Annotated in this window: 16 protein-coding genes; 10 read left to right on the top strand and 6 right to left on the bottom strand. The window is 68.2% G+C overall.

Going from position 1 to position 19,055, the window contains the following annotated elements; all coding sequences use genetic code 11:
* Position 1: 1 nt before the first annotated feature.
* On the top strand, positions 2–2,380 hold the full coding sequence (locus ABD116_RS15935) for a tetratricopeptide repeat protein (protein ID WP_343969762.1): 2,379 nt from the start codon (positions 2–4) through the stop codon (positions 2,378–2,380).
* Positions 2,381–2,538: 158 nt separating this feature from the next.
* On the opposite strand, the gene phoU is transcribed toward ABD116_RS15935, so the two are convergent.
* Entirely contained in the window at positions 2,539–3,246 is a 708-nt protein-coding gene (gene phoU, locus ABD116_RS15930; protein ID WP_343969760.1) for a phosphate signaling complex protein PhoU, read from the bottom strand.
* A 207-nt stretch (positions 3,247–3,453) separates the two neighbouring features.
* On the opposite strand from phoU, the gene ABD116_RS15925 reads away from it, so the two are divergent.
* From ABD116_RS15925 to ABD116_RS15915, 3 genes are all read left to right on the top strand, one after another.
* Entirely contained in the window at positions 3,454–4,671 is a 1,218-nt protein-coding gene (locus ABD116_RS15925; protein WP_343969757.1) for a sensor histidine kinase, read from the top strand.
* Positions 4,668–5,345, top strand: a complete 678-nt coding sequence (locus ABD116_RS15920) for a winged helix-turn-helix domain-containing protein (RefSeq protein WP_343969754.1) — start codon at positions 4,668–4,670, stop codon at positions 5,343–5,345. Before ABD116_RS15925 ends, ABD116_RS15920 begins: the two co-directional genes overlap by 4 nt.
* A gap of 559 nt (positions 5,346–5,904) precedes the next feature.
* The gene (locus ABD116_RS15915) at positions 5,905–6,912 is read left to right on the top strand and encodes an iron-siderophore ABC transporter substrate-binding protein (RefSeq protein ID WP_343969752.1); all 1,008 of its coding nucleotides are present in this window, start codon (positions 5,905–5,907) and stop codon (positions 6,910–6,912) included.
* An 8-nt stretch (positions 6,913–6,920) separates the two neighbouring features.
* On the opposite strand, the gene ABD116_RS15910 is transcribed toward ABD116_RS15915, so the two are convergent.
* On the bottom strand, positions 6,921–7,460 hold the full coding sequence (locus ABD116_RS15910) for a copper chaperone PCu(A)C domain-containing protein (RefSeq protein WP_343969749.1): 540 nt from the start codon (positions 7,458–7,460) through the stop codon (positions 6,921–6,923).
* A 255-nt stretch (positions 7,461–7,715) separates the two neighbouring features.
* On the opposite strand from ABD116_RS15910, the gene ABD116_RS15905 reads away from it, so the two are divergent.
* From ABD116_RS15905 to ispF, 3 genes are read left to right on the top strand one after another with little or no spacing between them, the layout of a single operon-like run.
* Entirely contained in the window at positions 7,716–8,201 is a 486-nt protein-coding gene (locus ABD116_RS15905; RefSeq protein ID WP_012918679.1) for a CarD family transcriptional regulator, read from the top strand.
* 60 nt (positions 8,202–8,261) lie between these two features.
* Positions 8,262–8,957, top strand: coding sequence for a 2-C-methyl-D-erythritol 4-phosphate cytidylyltransferase (gene ispD, locus ABD116_RS15900; RefSeq protein ID WP_343969746.1), 696 nt, complete (start codon positions 8,262–8,264; stop codon positions 8,955–8,957).
* Positions 8,954–9,424 (top strand): 2-C-methyl-D-erythritol 2,4-cyclodiphosphate synthase, encoded by a 471-nt coding sequence (gene ispF / locus ABD116_RS15895; RefSeq protein WP_343969742.1) that lies wholly within the window; start codon positions 8,954–8,956, stop codon positions 9,422–9,424. The genes ispD and ispF overlap by 4 nt, the downstream gene beginning before the upstream one ends.
* Here the strand turns inward: ispF and ABD116_RS15890 are convergent.
* Entirely contained in the window at positions 9,418–10,383 is a 966-nt protein-coding gene (locus tag ABD116_RS15890; RefSeq protein ID WP_343969739.1) for a nitrilase family protein, read from the bottom strand. The two genes, ispF and ABD116_RS15890, sit on opposite strands and share 7 nt — an antisense overlap.
* 70 nt (positions 10,384–10,453) lie before the next feature.
* Here ABD116_RS15890 and ABD116_RS15885 point away from each other — a divergent pair, with 70 nt between their 5' ends.
* Positions 10,454–11,323, top strand: a complete 870-nt coding sequence (locus tag ABD116_RS15885; RefSeq protein WP_343969736.1) for a LysR family transcriptional regulator — start codon at positions 10,454–10,456, stop codon at positions 11,321–11,323.
* 1 nt (position 11,324) lies between these two features.
* Here the strand turns inward: ABD116_RS15885 and ABD116_RS15880 are convergent, their stop codons facing one another.
* A complete protein-coding gene (locus tag ABD116_RS15880; RefSeq protein WP_343969733.1) occupies positions 11,325–11,702 on the bottom strand; it encodes a hypothetical protein in 378 nt (125 codons plus the stop codon).
* 118 nt (positions 11,703–11,820) lie between these two features.
* On the opposite strand from ABD116_RS15880, the gene ABD116_RS15875 reads away from it, so the two are divergent.
* Together ABD116_RS15875 and ABD116_RS15870 are read left to right on the top strand one after the other, a co-directional pair.
* Positions 11,821–12,483, top strand: coding sequence for a response regulator transcription factor (locus ABD116_RS15875; protein ID WP_343969730.1), 663 nt, complete (start codon positions 11,821–11,823; stop codon positions 12,481–12,483).
* 166 nt (positions 12,484–12,649) lie between these two features.
* Entirely contained in the window at positions 12,650–13,723 is a 1,074-nt protein-coding gene (locus tag ABD116_RS15870; RefSeq protein ID WP_425552093.1) for a sensor histidine kinase, read from the top strand.
* Here ABD116_RS15870 and ABD116_RS15865 read toward each other — a convergent pair.
* Positions 13,686–15,032, bottom strand: coding sequence for a M1 family metallopeptidase (locus ABD116_RS15865; protein WP_343969724.1), 1,347 nt, complete (start codon positions 15,030–15,032; stop codon positions 13,686–13,688). The genes ABD116_RS15870 and ABD116_RS15865 overlap by 38 nt on opposite strands.
* The gene (locus tag ABD116_RS15860; protein ID WP_343969721.1) at positions 15,032–18,970 is read right to left on the bottom strand and encodes a Pls/PosA family non-ribosomal peptide synthetase; all 3,939 of its coding nucleotides are present in this window, start codon (positions 18,968–18,970) and stop codon (positions 15,032–15,034) included. The genes ABD116_RS15865 and ABD116_RS15860 overlap by 1 nt, the downstream gene beginning before the upstream one ends.
* Between the last annotated feature and the right edge of the window lie 85 nt (positions 18,971–19,055).

Raw genomic sequence — 19,055 nt, 5'->3', positions numbered from 1 at the left:
TGTGAACGACCGCGCGGAGTTCGGCGGGCTGTTGCGTCGATATCGGCGCGCTGCGAACCTGACGCAGGCGGCGTTGGCCGAGGCTGCCGGGCTCAGTGAGCAGGCGATTGGGCTGCTCGAGCGAGGTATACGGCGGCGGCCCCATCGCGGAACTGTGCTGGCGCTGACCGGCGCTATGGGGCTCGATGCCCGGGCGACCGCGAACCTCCTGTCCGCCGCCGGCGGGCAGGAGGCCGGCGAGGCTCCGGCGCGGGTTGCGCCGGAGCGGGTGCCGCGGCAGCTTCCGCCCGACGTCGGCGACTTCGTGGGGCGCTCCGAGGAACTCAGCCTCCTCACCAATGCCCTGGGCGCCTCTGCACACCAGGCCGGTACGACAGTGGTCGCACTGCATGGTCTGGCGGGCGTCGGGAAGACCACCCTCGCGGTCCACGCGGCACACCTCGCTGCGGACGACTTCCCCGGCGGCCAGCTCTACATCGACCTCCAGGCCTACGGCCCAGGTGCACCACTGACCGCATCGAGCGCCCTGCGCGTCCTCCTCTACAGCCTTGGCGTTCGGGAGCTGGCGGTTCCTGGCGACGTCGAGGCAGCGACCGCGCTCTACCGTTCGCTGCTGGCGGGGACCAGGACGCTGGTGGTACTCGACAACGGGTCCGATGTGGACGTACTGACTCACCTGTTGCCGGGAGACGCCCACTGCGCGGTGCTGGTGACTGGGCGCCGGGCGATGAATCTGCCGTCGGGGTGCACGAACATCGAGCTGGCGCCCCTCGATGACGCCGACAGCCTGACGATGCTGAGCCGCATCATCGGAGCCGAGCGGGTCGGGGCCGAAGCCGATGCGGCCCGCACGATCGTCAGTACTTCGCATGGCCTGCCGTTGATCGTCCGGCTGGTGGGTGCCCGGTTGGACCGCCGCCAGGACTGGGAGTTGGCGCAAGTCGCGCAGCAGCTGCGGAGTACCGGCCGCCAGATCGACCATCTCGGGGTGACCGCGGCAGTCCACTCGACCGTCGCCAGCTCCCTGGAGCAACTACTGAGCTTTCCGGGCGGTACGGAAAGACAAGCGGCTCTGGCCTTCGACCTTCTCGGGCTGATCGACGCGGCTGAACTCTCCGAGGAGGCTGTCGGGGCCTTGCTCGACCTGCCGGCCCAGGCGACGGAAGATGTGATGGCTCATCTGGTGGACCTGCATCTGGTGGGATCGCCACGGCCGGGGACCTATCGACTGCACGATCTCCTCCGTACGGTCGCGGGCGAGCGGGCCGGCCGCAATCTTGCCCCGGAGGATCGGCGCCTGGCCATCCGGCGAGTGCTGGATCTGTACGTCACCCAGGCCTGGGAATGCCTGTCGCTGACCCATCGCGAATCCGACCGCCTGTGGCGTGCCAGGACTCCCGTCGGGCCCGTCGATCCGGCGACGCTGATCGCGCGACTGGCCTGGTTCGACTCCGAGTGCAGCACGATCCTTGCCCTGGTCGAGCAGTTGGCCGGTGACGAGTTCCGGGAACCCCTTCTGCAGCTGGGGTTTGCGTTCTTCGGCTATCTCGAGATCCGGGCTCGCTGGCCGGAGCTGCGCGAGCTGACGGTCAGCTGCCGCTCGCTCGCTGTCTCTGCCGAGGACCAGGCTTGGCTCGAGTACCAACTCGGCATCCCGGACTGGGAGCAAGGCCATTTCGAGGCGGCCTTGGACCACTTCGCCTCGGCGATGACTCTTTTCGAGCGGCTCGGCGCCCACCGGGGTGTGGCGAGAACCGCGTTCGCCGTTGCCCGCACACTGGAGCGGCTCGAGCGGTTCGACGATGCGATCCCGTTCGCGGAGCGCGCGCTGGCGACCGGCCGCGCGGCTGGATACAGGTACGGCGAGGGGATCGGTCTGCTGGCGCTGGGGGCGCTTTTGCTGCGAGTCGGCCGTGAGGCGGAAGCAGAGTCCTTCTTCGGATCCGCGATCGAGCTTGCCGTGGAGGCCGGGGACACCCGCTCGGCCGCCCGCCGGGAAGGAATCGCCGGAGAGGCTTACGCGTCGGCGGGCAACCATCACCGGGCGATCTCGCATTTCAGGTCTTCTCTCGAACTGCATCGGAGTGCGCCCGATCCCAATGGGGTCGTGTTCGTGCATCGGCGGATGGGCACCAGCTTGCTGGCCACCGGGAACAAGGAGGAGGCAGCCGAGACCCTCGACATCGCGCTCGAACTGGCCAAGGAAGGGTCGGATCGGACCGAGGAGGCCAAGATCCTTACCCAGTTGGGAGAACTGCAGCTGGTACTCGACCATCCGGACGCCGCTCGCGAGTACCTGGGGGCCGCCGCCTCCCTCTTCGAGGATCTCGGGATGCCGGAAGCTGTCGACGTCCGGTCCCGGCTCGCCTCGCTAGTCTGAGCGCATGCCCGATGTGAACTCCAACGAGTTCGGTGACCTGCTCCGTCGGCATCGTCGCGACGCCAAGCTCACCCAGGCCGCGATCCGGGCCTGGTTGGCCACCCTGGCAAAGCAGTAGCCCTTGGCAACCAAGTGGTTGCCAAGGGCTACCTTTCGGGTCAGTTGCCGTTCGGGCTCGGGGTGGAGGCGCCGGCGCCGGAGCCGGCGGCCGTGCCGCCGATCGCGACGGGGAGTTCGCCGGTCACCAGGTAGACGACCCGGCGGGCCATCGAGACCGCGTGGTCGGCGATGCGCTCGTAGTACCGGCCGAGCAGGGCGATGTCGACGGCCACCTCGACGCCGTGCGGCCAGGAGTCGTCCATCATCAGCCGGAACTGGTTGGTCCGCAGCTTGTCCATCTCGTCGTCGACCGTCTCGAGCTTGGTCGCCGCCTCGACGTCGCGGGTCTTGATCACGTCACCGGCGCCGTCGACCATCCGGCCGGCCACGCTGCCCATCTCCTCGATCACCGACTTCAGCTCGTCCGGGATGGCCGGCGCCGGGTAGCGCAACCGGGCGATCTTGGAGACGTGCGCGGCCAGGTCACCCATCCGCTCCAGGTCGGCGACCATCCGCAGTGCGGCGACCAGCATCCGCAGCTCGTTGGCGACCGGGGCCTGCCGGGCCATCAGCTCGAAGACCTTCTCCTCCACGCCTTCGCCGGCCGCGTCCAGCTGGATGTCGGCGGCAATCACTTCCTCGGCCTGCCGGATGTCGGCGGTGAGCAGCGCGGTGGTGGAGCGGCGTACGGCGGTCGACACCGTCCGGGTCATCCGTTCGAGCTCGGCGAGGATGTCGTCGAGCTGCTCGTGATAGGTGTCGCGCATCGTGTCTGATCCGATCTGTGGTGTCCGGTACTGCGGTGGGCGGGATCCCGCGGGCACGGCTCAGTACCCGCCCACCGTGGAAGGTATGCCAGCCAGGTTGCCGGTCGGCGACGAGTGGTGAACGCCCGATGAACAGTTGAGACGCGTTCCGGTCATCGGGTGCTCATTCGGTCTTTCCCTCCTCGTTGCCCGCGTAGCATCGGTTCCGTGGACCCCACGCTGGCTGCGGTGCTGGGCGGCGTCATCGGCGCGGCCCTGGCTCTGCTTTCGCTCGGTGCGATGGTGCTGAGCGAGCGATCGCAGACCAAGGTTCCGGTCTCCCCGGACCCGATCGTGCCCAACGGCGTCGCCACCGTCTTGTCCGTCCTCCGCTCCTCCGCGGTCGTGATGGGCCCCGAGGACCAGGTGCTCCAGGCGAGCGCCCCGGCCCACGTACTCGGCATCGTACGAGGCGAGCGGCTCGTCGTGGACGACCTGCTGCACATGGTCCGGGCGGTCCGCCGCGACGGCGAGATCCGCCAGCAGGACCTGGAGATCGTCCGCGGCCGGCTCGGCGCCACGCAGTACGTGAGCGCCCGGGTGGCCCCGCTGGGCAGTCAACTGGTGCTGGTACTGGTCGAGGACCGGACCCGGGAACGCCGCCTGGACGCGATCCGGCGCGACTTCACCGTCAACGTCAGCCACGAGCTGAAGACCCCGATCGGGGCGATCATCCTGCTCGCCGACGCGGTCGCCGAGGCCTCCGACGATCCCGAGGCCGTCCAGCGGTTCTCCGGCCGGATGCGGATCGAGGCCGCCCGGCTGAGCCGGCTGGTCAAGGAGATCATCGAGCTGTCCCGGCTGCAGGGCGACGACCCGCTGGAACACCCCACGCCGGTCGACATCAACGCCGTGATCGAAGCCGCGGTCGACCGCTGCCGGGTCGACGCCGAGGACCGCGACATCAACCTGGTGGTGAAGACCGACCCCGCCCTCGAGGTGATGGGCAGCGAGGACCAGCTGGCGATCGCGATCGGCAACCTGGTCGAGAACGCCGTCAACTACAGCCCCGACGGGACCCGGGTGGCGGTCGCCGCCCACCCGATCGGGGATCTGGTGGAGATCACCGTCAGCGACCAGGGTGTCGGTATCCCGAGCAGTGACCTGGAACGCATCTTCGAGCGGTTCTACCGGGTCGACCGGGCCCGCAGCCGCGAGACCGGTGGTACCGGACTCGGCCTGTCCATCGTCAAGCACATCGCCTCGATCCACGGCGGCGACGTGCGAGTCTGGAGCGTCGAGGGCCAGGGCTCCACCTTCACCGTCCGACTCCCGCTGCGGCTCGATCCCGCTACCGGGCAACCGACGGACCCCTCCATCCAGGAGGAGTTCGAGCTACCCCCGACGCCGACCCCGTCGGAGAAAACCAAGGAGGCAGCTTCGTGACCCGAGTGCTGGTCGTCGAAGACGAAGAGAGCTACAGCGACGCGTTGTCGTACGTTCTGCGCAAGGAAGGGTTCGAGGTCGCCGTGGCCGAGACCGGACCGGACGCGCTGGACGAGTACGACCGGGCCGGCGCCGACATCGTCCTGCTGGACCTGATGCTGCCCGGCCTGTCCGGCACCGAGGTCTGCCGCGCGCTCCGCAGCCGCGGCAACGTCCCGGTGATCATCGTGTCCGCCAAGGACACCGAGGTCGACAAGGTCGTCGGCCTCGAACTGGGCGCCGACGACTACGTCACCAAGCCCTACAGCCCCCGCGAACTGCTGGCCCGCATCCGCGCCGTCCTGCGGCGCGGCCAGGACGTCGAACTCCTCCCGGACACCCTGGAGGCAGGCCCGGTCCGGATGGACGTCGAACGCCACGTGGTGACGGTCGCCGGCACCGAGATCCGCCTTCCCCTCAAGGAGTTCGAACTCCTCGAGATGCTCCTGCGCAACACCGGCCGCGTCCTCACCCGCGGCCAGCTGATCGACCGCATCTGGGGCGCCGACTACGTAGGCGACACCAAAACCCTGGACGTCCACGTCAAGCGCCTCCGCTCCAAGCTGGAGAAGGACCCCTCCAACCCCTCACACCTGGTGACAGTACGAGGCCTGGGCTACAAGTTCGAAGCGTGATCACGACGTAGGAGCCCCCCACGCACCCGCCCGTGGTTCGGCGCTTGCGTCGCGAGCTCGCCTGCCGACCTGGCTGGGGTCGACTTTGTGCTCCACCTGAGCAAATCAGCCTGGGGGGATCCGCTCAGACGAAGCACAAAGTCGGTGGTGGAGGTGTCTGCGCGCTCGGCACAGCGCATCTCGGGGATCGCAAGGCCATCGAGCGCATCATCGGCCGTCCCCTGGCCCAGAAATGGCCGCCACGTGCGCTGCCGGGGGGACCCGCGTCACCGTGATCCAGGATGAGAACCGGGCCGGTCCATGGCGACCGGTCTTCACCGGAACCATCGACGGCATGGCTGCCCCGGAACCTGTCGACCATCCGATGGCCCACGCCGGCGAACTGGCCTCCTGGCCCTGATGGATACGACATTGCAGCCCGGGCGATGTAGCTGCAGCTGACTGGCCGAGCCCAGCGGCTGCCGGCTGTTTGCGCGTGGGATATGCCAGGGGCATGGCGTAGTGCTGGGATTATTTAGCTTAGGCTGTCCTAAGTTTCCGGCCTTAAGGAGAAGTGCTCATGTTTTGGTCCCGTTCCGGTGCGTTGGTGGTTGCTGCGCTTGTTGCCTCTACCGCGTTGGTGGCGTGTGGGAGTAATGACGACAAAGGGCAGGCGCCTGCCGCGGAGGCTTCGGCTGGGTTTCCGGTGACTTTGAAGAACACGTTCGGGGAGACGACGATCGCGAAGAAGCCGGAGCGGATCGTCACGCTCGGGTGGAATGCGCAGGATGTCGTGTACGCGCTCGGTGAGACGCCGGTCGGGATGCCCAAGGTCACCTACGGGCCGACGCCGGCGGGGACGACGGCCTGGGATGCGGACAGGTTCGATCCGGCGAAGACGACGCTGCTCGACACCACTGACAGCATCCCGTTCGAGAAGTTGGCGGCGCTGCGGCCGGACGTGATCTTGGCGCCGTACGAGGGCTTCGACAAGGCGACGTACACGAAGCTGTCGGAGATCGCGCCGACCGTCGCGTACCCGGGGGCGCCGTGGCAGACCACCTGGCAGGACCAGACGACCATCATCGGCAAGGCGCTCGGTAAGTCGGCCGAGGCGGACAAGCTGGTCGCCGGGATCTCGGAGCTGACCAAGAAGGCGGCCGCGGAGCACCCCGAGTTCAAGGGCAAGACGATCTCGATCCTGTCGTACGGCGCGGAGAACTATGCCTACATGCCGGGTGATCCGCGAGTGCAGATCATGAACGAGCTGGGCTTCGTCAACGCACCTGGGATCGAGAAACTGGAGCAGGCGAACAGCAAGAAGGAGTTCGCGCTCACCGTCAGCAAGGAGAAGCTCAACGACCTCGACGCGGATGTCGTCGTCGGCTACATCGACGGGCTGACGCCGGAGAAGTTCGCGGCCGACAAGGTCTACGCGTCACTGCCGGCGTACAAGAAGGGCGGTACGTACCTGATGACCGATCAGCAGGTCATCTCCGGCATGAGCGCGGTCAGCGTGCTGAGCGTGCCCTGGGTGCTCGACAAGATCCTTCCGGGTCTCGCCAAGGCAGCCCAGGCCAGCTCCTAGAGGCTGATTCAGCCGTGTGATTCGGCGTCCGGTCGCGGCGACGGGGAGTAGTGGTCCGTCGTCAGCACCGGGATCGACGCGGTGAGCGAGCCGGCCTCGGCGAAGGTGATCGTCACCTTCAGCATCTGGCCCGGCTTGCCGCCGGTGACGGTGACGGGCGTCCCGCCGGCCGGCGGGATCGTGTACGACTGGCCGGCCTTCAGGTCCGTCGCCTTGAGGCCGGTGAACGTCACGGACCCGGGCTGCTCGGTGCTGGTGTTCTGGGCGTCGGCGGGGGCCGAGGCGATGCTGACCAGCTTGTCGTCGGACTGGCCGGTGTTCACGAAGGCGCCGTGCAGTTCGCCCTTGCCGTCCTCGGAGGCGAGGATCAGCAGGTTACGGACGGCGATCGCGCCGGACTGCGCGTTGGTGCCCTCGGCGGCCTGGTACGGCTTGGAGGTCTGGGCGTCGAAGCTGGCGCCACATGCCGCGACCGTGACGCTCAGAGCGACGGTGGCTCCGGCCAGCGCGGTACGCCGAACGGCCTGCGAGGACAACGTGATGGGCACTGGTGTTCCCTCTCCTACAACCCGGGTGAATGCCTCGAAGCAAAAGCCTCCGGCGGAGCACAGCGTAGCGAGCGGAGTGGGTGAACCCGACGGCGACCACCCCTTTCGGTGATGTCCCGGGCAACCAATCGCGCGCGTGGTAGGCACGCCGGACAGCGTTTGTCAAGGCGGGAAATGGCCTCTGACCAGCGCAAACGCCCGAACCGGACCAGCGACCGCGTGGTAGGATAGGACTCGGAAAGGGGCACGTGACATATGACTTTCACAGTCGGCGAGACGGTTGTTTACCCCAACCATGGTGCGGCCGTCATCGAGGACATCGAGACCCGTCAGATCAAAGGTGAGGACAAGACCTATCTGGTCTTGAGGATCGTCGCTCAGAACGACCTGGTCGTCCGGGTCCCCGCGTGCAACCTCGATCTAGTCGGCGTGCGTGACGTCGTGGATCAGGCCGGCTTGGAGCGCGTCTTCGACGTGCTGCGGGCGCCGCACACGGAGGAGCCGACCAACTGGTCGCGACGTTACAAGGCGAACCTGGAGAAGCTGCACTCCGGTGACGTGATGAAGGTGGCAGAGGTCGTCCGCGACCTGTGGCGCCGTGAGCGTGACCGCGGTCTCTCCGCCGGTGAGAAGCGGATGCTGGCGAAGGCTCGCCAGATTCTGGTCTCCGAGCTGGCCCTGGCCGAACACACCAACGAGGACAAGGCGGAAGCCATCCTCGACGAGGTCCTCGCCTCCTGACCGAACCGGTCAGCAGTGGAGTCGGGATCACGTGACTGATCCGTCCGGCATGATGTGGTCGTGAGTACTGCGGCGATCATTCCGGCGGCCGGTCTCGGGCTCCGGCTCGGTGGTGAGGCACCAAAGGCATTGCGAGAGGTCGGTGGCGAATCGCTGCTGGTCCACGCCATTCGTGGACTGCGGGCAGCGACCGCCGCCGACCTCGCCTGCTTTGTGGTCGCCGTTCCTCCCGGTACGGAGGACGACGTCCGCAAACTGCTCGACCCGTACGCCGGCCCGGTGGCGCTGCTGATCGTTGCCGGTGGCGCCGAACGGACCGATTCGGTCCGGCTGGCCCTGGAGCTCGTACCTGAGCACGGCATCGACTGCGTGCTCGTCCACGATGCCGCCCGGCCGTTCGTACCGGCCGAGGTGATCGAGCGGGTCGTTGCCGCCGTCCGCGCGGGCGCCCCCGCGGTGATCCCGGTCGTACCGGTCACCGACACGATCAAACGCGTCGACGCTGCTGGTCTGGTGGTCGACACGCCCGACCGGTCGACACTGGTCGCAGTACAGACTCCGCAGGGCTTCGAGCCCACATTGTTGCGTCGGGCCCATAACGGCGACACCGCCGGCGCGACCGACGACGCCATGCTGTGCGAGCGTCTCGGCGTAGCGGTGCAGACGGTCGAGGGCTCCCAGGACGCGTTCAAGGTGACCCGGCCGCGCGATCTGATCCTGGCCGAATCCATCCTGGCTGAAAGGCGTACCCCGTGAAGTTGCCGCGCGTCGGCACCGGCGTCGACGTCCACCCGATCGAGCCAGGCCGCCCGATGTGGCTGGCCGGCCTGCACTGGCCCGATGAGCCCGCCGGTCCGTCAGGCCACTCGGACGGCGATGTTGCCGCACACGCGGTGTGCGACGCACTCCTCGCGGCCGCCCGGCTCGGCGACCTCGGCTCCAACTTCGGTACGGCCGAACCGGAGTGGGCAGGTGCATCCGGTGCCGCGTTGCTGGGTGAAACCGCGCGCCGCGTTCGCGAGGCGGGGTTCGAGATCGGCAACGTCTCCGTGCAGGTGATCTGCAACCGGCCGCGCTTCGCCGCCCGCCGCCTGGAGGCCGAGAAGGTGCTCAGCGACATCTGTGGAGCCGAGGTCTCGGTAGCGGCCAAGACCACTGACGGTCTGGGGCTGACCGGCCGCGGGGAAGGCATCGCCGCCATCGCCACGGCCCTCGTCTACTGATCCACCGGCACCTCGGAGAATCGAGCCGCCCGGGCATCCAGTTCGTTGCCTTGTGGCGGGGTGAGGATGTCGTAGAGCTCAGGACGCCTGCCCCGGATCCAGCGACGACCCGTGGACAGCGGCACCAGTTCGAGGTCCAGATCGGCCAGTACTACGGCCTCGGCCGGCGCCGGCGTTTCGGCGATGATCCGGCCGTACGGGTCGATCACCATCGCGTTGCCCGTGCGGAGTTCGTCGTCGTCGCGTCCGACCCCGTTGCTGAACAGCACGAACAGCCCGTTGTCATGGGCCCGCGCCGGCAACCACCGCAGCAGCCAGCCCCGCCCGTCCGGCCCGTTGAACGCCTTCTCGACTGCCGCAGGATCGACCAGCCGGTTCTCCCAGACCTGTAGCGGGATCGGCTTCATCCCGTGCGGGCTGACCGAGTTCGTGCCACCGGTCTGGTGCGGCGCCAGCAGGACGGTTGCGCCGAGCAACGCGGTGGCGCGGACGTTCTCGACCAGGTTGTTGTCCCAGCAGATCAGTACGCCCATCCGGATCTGCCAGGGCGTGTCGAAGACGGTGAACCGCGACCCGCTGGAGATCGCCTCGTGCTCGAACGCGTGCAGCTTCCGGTGCACGTGGATGGTTCCGTCCGGCAGGCAGACGGCGTACGAATTGAATAGCTCACCCTCGTCCACCTCGAGCCAGCCGACGCCGAGACCGGCGCCCAGCGCAACGGCGAGCTCCTGGATCCGGCTGACCGAAGGTCCGGAGACCGGCTCAGCAAGTTCGTGCAGGCGGTCGGCTGTGTGCCGTCGGAGGTGCCAGTAGCCGAGCAGGCACATCTCTGGGAAGACGACCAGGCGGGCGCCCTCGGAGACGGCTTGGCGGGCGAGGCGGGCGATGGTTTCGAGGTTGCGGTCCGGGCGGTCAGGGACGGCCTCGAACTGGACGACAGCGCTGCGGAAGGTGGTCACAGACCCCAGGAAAGCGTGAATATTCCATGCCGTCCAATGAACTCTGAGGCATATTCCATACCATGAAGTTATGGATCTCAAGCTGCTGCGGGCGTTCGTGACGGTGGCGCGGTGTGGGAACTTCGGTGCTGCGGCGGGTGAGTTGGCGACGAGTCAGCCGGCGTTGACGAAGCAGATCCAGCAGCTTGAGCGACGGCTGGCGTCGACGCTGTTCGACCGTGGGCGGCATGGGGCGCGGCTGACGGCTGCTGGGGAGTTGCTGCTTCCGGATGCGCTGGAGGTGCTCGGCCGGGTTGAGGCGTTCGAGCGACGGGCCGCGCAGGTAGCGCTCGGAGTCGAGGGAGCGCTGACGGTCGGCTTCGGGATGTCCGGCATCGAGCTGGCGCCCCGGGCGGTGGCGCTGTTCCGGAGCCGCTATCCGCGGGTGGAGGTGACTCTGGATGACATGTCGTCGGCCGTGCAGTACGAGCGCTTGCTGGCCGGCAGCCTCCAGGTCGGTCTGGTCCGGCTGCCGGTGCCGACCGGCCTCAAGCACCTCCGATTGCGCAAGGACCGGCTGGCGGTCGCCGTACCGGTCGCTGAACCAGTACCGGCCGGCCTGGGGACCTGGCTCGACGGGCGGCCGCTGGTACGCCTCACACCTGAGCGCGGCCCCGGCCTGACCGCCCAGATCACGGCCCTGTACGCCGTACTCGGCTGCCGGCCGCTAGTACTCCAAGAAGCCGCCGACCTGCAGACGGTGCTCGCCCTGGTCGCAGCAGGGGTGGGGCCGGCCGTAGTACCGGCCAGCAGTACCTCGATCGCTCCGGACAGTGTGCGCCTCATCCCGTTCCCGGGTGAAGCGGCGACCTGGTGGACGGGTGCTGCGTGGAATCCGGCGTTCCCCTCGCCACTTGTCTCCCACTTCCTCACCGCGGCCAGCCAGGTCGCCGACAGCTGACCTACTTGGCCGGTACCGCCTTGACGGCGGGGACGGCCTTGGTGACCTTGACCCCCTCCCGCGGAAGGAGCGTCACGGCCCCGCCCTTGACTACGCCGCCCTTGACCGGGACAGCCTTGAGCTCTGCCGGAGCGGCCTCGGTCCTACCGCCCTTCGTCGGGACCGCCTGCAGTTGTCCGGCCACCGCGACCGCCTTGCCGGGCTTCGGAGCAGACGTAACTGCCGCGCCTGTCACAGGTACCAGCTTGCCGGGGCTGGCCTTGGTGACCTGGGCCGGTGCGGGGGTAGGGACGGGCGACTTGGCGGCGAAGGCGGAGGCGGTGGTCGCGGTCATCAACGTGACGGCCGCGATGCCGCCGATCAGGATCTTGCGCTTCATCTGTGTCGTTCTCCTCGTCATCGGGAAGTTGATTGACGTGGGCAACAGTCGCCGATCGTTCCTGAAGCCAAGCTGAAGCCTGAAGGCCTCTTCAGGACCGGTCGGCAATACTCGCTGTATGCGGCTGCTGATCGTGGAGGACGAGAGACGACTGGCCGACGCACTGGCCCGCGGGCTGACGGCCGAGGGGCTCGCCGTCGACGTCTGCTACGACGGCGCCGAGGGGTTGCACAGGGCAACCATCACGCCGTACGACCTGCTCCTGCTGGACGTCAACCTGCCCGGCGTCAACGGCTACAAGCTCGTCGCGGCCCTCCGCGAAGCCGGTAACGACGTCCCGATCCTGATGCTCACGGCCAAGGACGGCGAGTACGACGAAGCCGAGGGCCTCGACGCCGGCGCCGACGACTACCTGACCAAACCTTTCTCCTACCTCGTACTCCGAGCCCGCATCCGCGCCCTCCTCCGCCGCCAAGGCCGCGGCGCCTCGCCGGTACTACGAGTCGGCGACCTCTCCATGGACCGTGGTGCCCGCCGCGTCACCAGGTCAGGCGACGAGATCGTCCTGACCACCAAGGAGTTCTCGGTGCTCGAGCAACTCGTCGTCCGCCCCGGCGACGTCGTCTCCAAGTCCGAGATCCTCGAACACGTCTGGGATCTGGCCTACGAAGGCGATCCGAACATCGTCGAGGTCTACATCAGCACACTGCGCCGCAAGCTGGGAGCACCCATGATCGAAACCGTGCGCGGAGCCGGCTACCGGCTGGTGGACCGTGCGTAGATTCTTCACCGGCGTACCGATCCGGGCGGCTCTCGGCGCGACCCTGGTGGTCGCGGTCGCGCTGGTCGCGACCGGCTTCGCCCTCCTCCATCTGCTCGAGAACGACCTTGCGGACAAGGCCGATGCGCAAGCCGCCGCCGAGGCGGACCGTACTGCGCAGGCCTTGATGGCTGGGGTAGGACTGGAAGAGGTCACCCACGCCGCGGCCCCGGTGCAGGTCCAGGATGGTCAAGGCAAAGTCGTTGCTGCTAGCAAGGGTTCGGAGTTGATCCCGGTGACATCGGTCGGAGTCCAGCCGGTCGCCGAACCCAAGACCGCTGAGGTCACCAAGCCGGCTCCCGTCCCCGCGAAGCAGTACAGATGGGCAGCGAAGGCGCCCAGTGTGGTGGCTGGCAAGCCCGTCACGGTCTACGTCGCGGCTTCGTTGGAGACCGAGCGGAGTGCGGTCCGGACGGTTCGGCTCGGGATGATCGGCGGGTTGCCGATTCTCCTTGTTCTGGTGGGTTTCCTTACCTGGCTGGTCGCGCATCGCTCGCTGCGCCCGGTCGCCGAGGCGGTCGAGCGGCAGCGCAGATTCGTCGCCGACGCCTCGCATGAGCTGCGCAACCCGATCGCCTCGCTCCGCACCCAACTCGAGATCGCCGTCGAGCACCCACAGTTGCTGGACCTCGAAGGCATGGTCGACGACACTGTCCGCTTGCAGTCCCTCGCGGCAGACCTACTCCTGCTCGCAAGACTCGACGCGGAGCCGGAGACCCCGGCCGACACGCCGGTCGACCTCGTCGCGCTGGTCCGCGAGGCGGCGGGGGCTGGCGTGGAGGTGGCCGGTCCTGGCGTTGAGGTCGAGACGCCGCCAGAGCTGATGGTCGGTGGATCGGGGAAGCAGTTGGGGCGGGCGGTCGAGAACCTGGTGGCGAACGCCCGGCGTCATGCGGCCGGCGAGGTGTGGGTTGTGGTCCGGCGGGAGGGGGCGTCGGCTTTGGTGGAGGTGATTGACGATGGGCCGGGCGTACCGGCGTACGAGCGGGAGCGGATCTTCGAGCGCTTCGTCCGGCTCGACGACGCCCGCAGCCGCGACGAAGGCGGCGCGGGTCTCGGCCTCGCCATCGCCCGCGAGATCGCTCGCCATCACCGCGGCACGCTCACAGTCCACGACAACCCCACCGGCGGAGCGCTCTTCCGCCTGACACTGCCCGCCAGAGTCAGCGGCGGCGGCGTGGGAGGGCGGGGAGCTCTGTAGCGTCGAGCCAGACGGCGAAGAGGGCTAGTACGTCGTTCTGGTCTTCGGTGAAGGTGCAGGCGAGGGCGATGAAGTCCTCCGTGGTGACCGAGCCGTGCCGGTGGGTCCGCGTCCACGTGCGTAGTAGCTCGAAGAACGCCTCGTCGCCCAGCTGCAGGCGCAGTACGTGCAGGGTGATCGCACCGCGCTTGTAGAGCCGGTCGTCGAACATGAGGTCCGGTCCCGGGTCGGAGAGCAGCAGGTCCTCGTCCAGCCCGCGCAACCGGCTATAGGCCTTGGAGACCTGCTGGGACGCCGTCAGCCCGCCGGACTCCTCCGACCACAGCCACTCGGCGTAGCAGGCGAACCCCTCGTTCAGCCAGATGTCCTGCCACCTGGACGGCGTCAGGCTGTTGCCGAACCACTGGTGGGCTAGCTCATGTGCCACCAGCCGCTCAGCGCCGCGGCGGCCGTCCACGTGGTTGCTGCCGAACACGGAGATGCCCTGCGCCTCCAGCGGGATCTCCAGCGGGTCATCCGTCACCACTACCGTGTAGCTGCCGAACGGGTACGGGCCGAACAGCTTGATGAACAGCCGCATCATGTCCTGCTGCCGTCCGAAGTCCGAGCGGAAGTCACGCATCTGCGACGAGGGCAGTACGCCACGCATGGTCACCGGAGACGTGGCCAGCTCCAGTACGTCGTACCGGCCGATCTGTACGGTCGCCAGGTACGTCGCCATCGGGGCAGCCTGGTCGAACACCCAGCTGGTCCGGCTGGCCTTGGTACGGCGCGAGACGAGCCGCCCGTTCGCCACCACGTGGTACGGCGAATCGGTGGTGATCGTGATCCGGTAGTGCGCCTTGTCGCTGGGGTGGTCGTTGCAGGGGAACCAGGTTGCCGCGCCGCTCGGCTGGCTCGCGACGATCACGCCCTCGGTCAACTCCTCCCAGCCGAGCTCACCCCAGGGGCTGTCGACTGGGGCCGGGTTGCCGGAGTACTGGACGTCTACGACGAACTCGGAGCCCTCGGAGAGCGCAGGGGACGGCCAGATGTGCAGCTTGCCGTTGCGGTGCGCGTACCGGCCGGCACGGCGGCCGTTGACGAGCACCTTCGCCACCCGGAGCCCGGTGAGGTCGAAGCTCACCCGGGACAGCGCCTGGGTCGCCACGGCCGTGATGGTGGCTTTGCCGCTCAGGCGGTTGCTGTTGAGCCGGTAGTCGAGGTCCAGCTCGTACGACTCGACCTTGTAGCCACCGTTGCCGTGGGTCGGTACATAGGGGTCACCGGCGCTGTCCTCACCCGGTTGGCCCTTGTCACGGGCAACCATCAACCCTGCCAGGGCGCGATCGGATTGCCGGCCCAGCGGGACCCGGCCGGAACGCTCTCTCCGCGCATCACCAGAGACACCGGACCGATCGTAGCGCCTTCGCCGATCGATGCAGCGGGGAGGATGATGCCGTGCGGCCCAAGGGTTGACCCATCCCCGAAGGTTACGGTGCTCATGGACATCACGCGATCGTGAAACAGATGCGTCTGGAGTACACAGCCGCGGTTGACCGTGACGCCGTCGCCGAGTGTGATCAAGTCGGCCTCGGGCAACCAGTACGTCTCGCACCAGACGCCCTTGCCGATCTTGGCGCCGAGGGTACGCAGCCAGAGCGCCAGGACCGGCGTACCGGCGGCGGCGTTCGCGAACCACGGAGCGGCGACCATCTCCACGAAGGTGTCCACCACCTCGTTGCGCCAAACAAAACTGCTCCACAGCGGGTACTCGACCGCCCGCGTCCGGCCGACGATGACCCATTTCGAGACGGTCGCCATCGCGCCGGCCACGGCTCCCGCGACGAGCATCACGGCGCCGGACAGCAGGATCGTCGGCACCGGTCCGAGCCACAGGTCCAGGCCCTGCAGGGCGAACAGCACGCCGAGTGCGATCAGTACCGTGCACATCATCGGGACGAACCGGCACAGCTCGACGGCGGCGCGGGCGAACTTGAGGCGCAGTGGCGGGTTGAACGTGCGGCTCTGATCGCCGTCGACGGCCTGCCGGCGCAGCTTCACCGGCGGGCTGCCGAGCCACGACGTACCGGCCTTGGACTTCTTCGGAGCCGCCGAGAGCACAGCGACCAGGCCGTTCTTCGGGACGGAGCGGCCGGGTGCGGTCATCCCCGAGTTGCCGAGAAAGGCCCGCTTGCCGACCTTGGCGCCGGCCACGTGCAGCCAGCCGCCGCCCAGCTCGTACGACGCGATCATGGTGTCGTCGGCCAGGAACGCGCCCTCACCGACGGTGGTCATCTTGGGGAGCAGCAAGACCGTCGAGGCCTCGACGTCGCGGCCGATCTTGGCGCCGAGCGCGCGGAGCCACCAAGGGGTCAGCAGGCTCGCATACAGGGGGAAGAGGAGGGTGCGGGCCGAATCGAGCAGTCGCTCGGTCGCCCACACCTGCCAGCCGATGCGGCTGCGGACCGGGTAGTGGCCGGGCTTGATGCCGATGCCGAGCAGTCTGACGATGACCACGGTCAGCAGAGCGAGAGTGATGAAGCCGAGGAGGGTCATCAAGGGGATCGCATACAGCGCGTGCAGTGCGGCGTCTCCGAGGGACGTGGTGCCGGTGACGGCGTTGCGGAGTACGAGAATCGCCACGACCGCCGCGCCGAGGGGCAGTAGCGACATGAAGGCGGATGCGGCGCCGTACGCGAGCACCCATAGCGGTGCGCGGGCCGGGCGCTCCTCCGGCCAGGGGTGCCTGGCCTTGCCGACCCTGCTCGCGGGGGAGCCAGACCAGCGCTCGGCTGCCGGGACCCTGCCCGAGACTGCCGAGCCTGCGGCGATCTCCGCGTTGCGGCCGATCTCTGCGCCCGGCAGGAGAGTACTGCGGGAGCCGACGACCGCCTCGGCGCCGACGGTGACCGTACCGACGTGCAGCCGGTCTCCGTCGATCCAGTAGCCGGACAGGTCGACCTCTGGTTCGATCGACGCGCCACGGCCCATCGTGAACATGCCGGTGACGGGTGGGAGGGTGTGGAGGTCCACGCCCTTGCCGATCTTCGCGCCCAGAGCCCTTGCGTAATAGGCGATCCAGGGCGCGCCGGCCAGGTTGGCGGCGCCTGCTGCGTCTGCCAGGTTCTCTGCTGCCCACAGGCGGACGTGTACGTTCCCGCCGCGCGGGTAGATGCCGGGCTTCAGTCCTCTGAGCAGGATGCGAGCGCCGACGACAGCGATGCCCATGCGGCCGGCAGGCGTGATCAGGATCAGCCAGCCCACCAGGATCCACCACCACGAGACAGTGCGCATCCACGGGTGCGGGCCGTCGGTCAGTGCCAGCAGGTTGTTAAGGGTGAAGAGCCAGACCAGCCAGCGGACGCCGACCACTGTCTGCAGGATCAGCGTCAGCGCGGTCTGGAGGAGCTGGGTGCCTGGTGGGGTCAGCCGGACCTCGCGGATCTCCACGGGAACGGTGGATGCCTTGAAGTCGTCGAGGCGGTCGGCGAGTGCGCCTAGTCGGGGGTACTCGTAGATGTCGCCGACAGTGACCTCGGCGTACTTCTCCCTGAGCTTCGAGACCAGCTGTGCCGCGGCAAGGCTGCCACCGCCGTGCAGGAAGAAGTCGTTGTCGGCACCGGTGACCGTTGCTCCCAGTACCTGCGTCCAGCGCTCCGCTAGCCAGCCTGCTGTCCCGTCGAGCTCAGCGGGTGGGCCGTCGGTGTCCATGCCGGGCAGTGGCCAGGGCAGTGCGTTGCGGTCGACCTTGCCGGAGGTCCTGGTCGGCAGATTGTCCGTGATGGCCAGTAGCGGGACCAGGGCGGCTGGGAGGGCCTCCCTTAGTCGCTCGGTGGCAGCTTTCTGGTCAAAGGTCTCGGGGTCGTCCGGTACGACATATCCGACGAGTAGCTGGTTTCCGGCTGCGCTGGCCCGTACTGCGGCTGCTGCGCCGCTGACTCCGGGGAGTGCCTGCAGGGCCGCGTCGACCTCGCCCAGCTCGATCCGGCGGCCACCGAGCTTGATCTGCTCGTCGGCCCGGCCCATGAACACCAGGCCCTCGGACTCGTTGCGGACCAGGTCGCCACTGCGGTACGCGCGATCCCAGCCGAGCGACGGCATCGGGGCGAACTTCTCCGCGTCCTTCGCCGGGTCGAGGTAGCGGGCCAGCCCGACCCCGCCGATGATCAGCTCGCCAGTACCGCCCTCTGCTACCTCGTTGCCTTCACTGTCGACTACTGCGAGATCCCAGCCGTCCAGGGGGAGGCCGATGCGTACCGGGCCTTCGCCGGTCAGTTGGGCTCCACACGCGACGACGGTCGCTTCGGTGGGGCCGTAGGTGTTCCAGACCTCGCGGTCCGGGGTGGCGAGGCGCTCGGCCAGTTCGGGTGGGCAGGCCTCGCCGCCGAAGATCAGTAGGCGCACGTTGTCGAGTGCATCCGACGGCCAGAGGGCGGCGAGCGTCGGGACGGTCGACACGATGGTGATGCCTTGCGCGACTAGCCAGGGGCCGAGGTCCATACCGCTGCGCACCAGCGAACGGGGTGCGGGGACGAGGCATGCGCCGTACCGCCAGGCGAGCCACATCTCCTCGCAGGAGGCGTCGAATGCGACGGACAGACCGGCCAGCACGCGGTCCTCGGGGCCGATCGGTTCCTTCTGCAGGAACATCCGCGCCTCGGCGTCGACGAAGGCGGCTGCTGATCGGTGGGTGACGGCTACACCCTTGGGTACGCCGGTCGAGCCCGACGTGAAGATGATCCAGGCGTCATCGTCCGGTGAGGGGCCGTCACCGCGGGAGGTTGGTCCCGCGGGCGCAGTACCGTCGGAATCCATCCGGGCGGAGTACGGGAAGTCGTAGCCGCCGTCCGCTGCTTCCGCGGGGTCTGTGGTTGGCGCCGGTGCGGGCCTGGTCGAGGTGATCTCGAGGTCGTCGGTGACGATCGCGGCGACCTGCGCCTCTCCGAACACCAGCTCGGCGCGCTCCTCCGGGTCATCCGCGTCGACCGGCACGTACGCCGCGCCGGCCTGCAGACTCCCGAGAATCGCGACATACAGATCGTTGTGCCCCGACGAGATCCGCACGCCGACCCGGTCACCCGGCCCGATCCCGAGATCCGTCAACCGCCGAGCGAACTTGGTCACCTGCCCGAGCAGCTCGCGATAACTCAAACTCACACTGCCGTCATCCAGCGCCGGCTCATCCGGAAAACCCACAGCACTGGCCTGCAGCACATCAACCAGAGTCCGCTCGGGCGGAGCGCTGTCCCCCCGTCGCAAAGTCACGGCCGAAGAATACGCCGCCCAGTTGTCCACCCCACCAACGCAACACCAACATATGAACGCAATACAGCGCTCCCGCACGTGTTGC

This window comes from Kribbella koreensis, assembly GCF_039525325.1.
In the GTDB taxonomy this organism is placed as follows: domain Bacteria; phylum Actinomycetota; class Actinomycetes; order Propionibacteriales; family Kribbellaceae; genus Kribbella; species Kribbella koreensis.
Note: the sequence above shows the minus strand (reverse complement) of the source record. Positions and strands in the feature narration are given on the sequence as shown.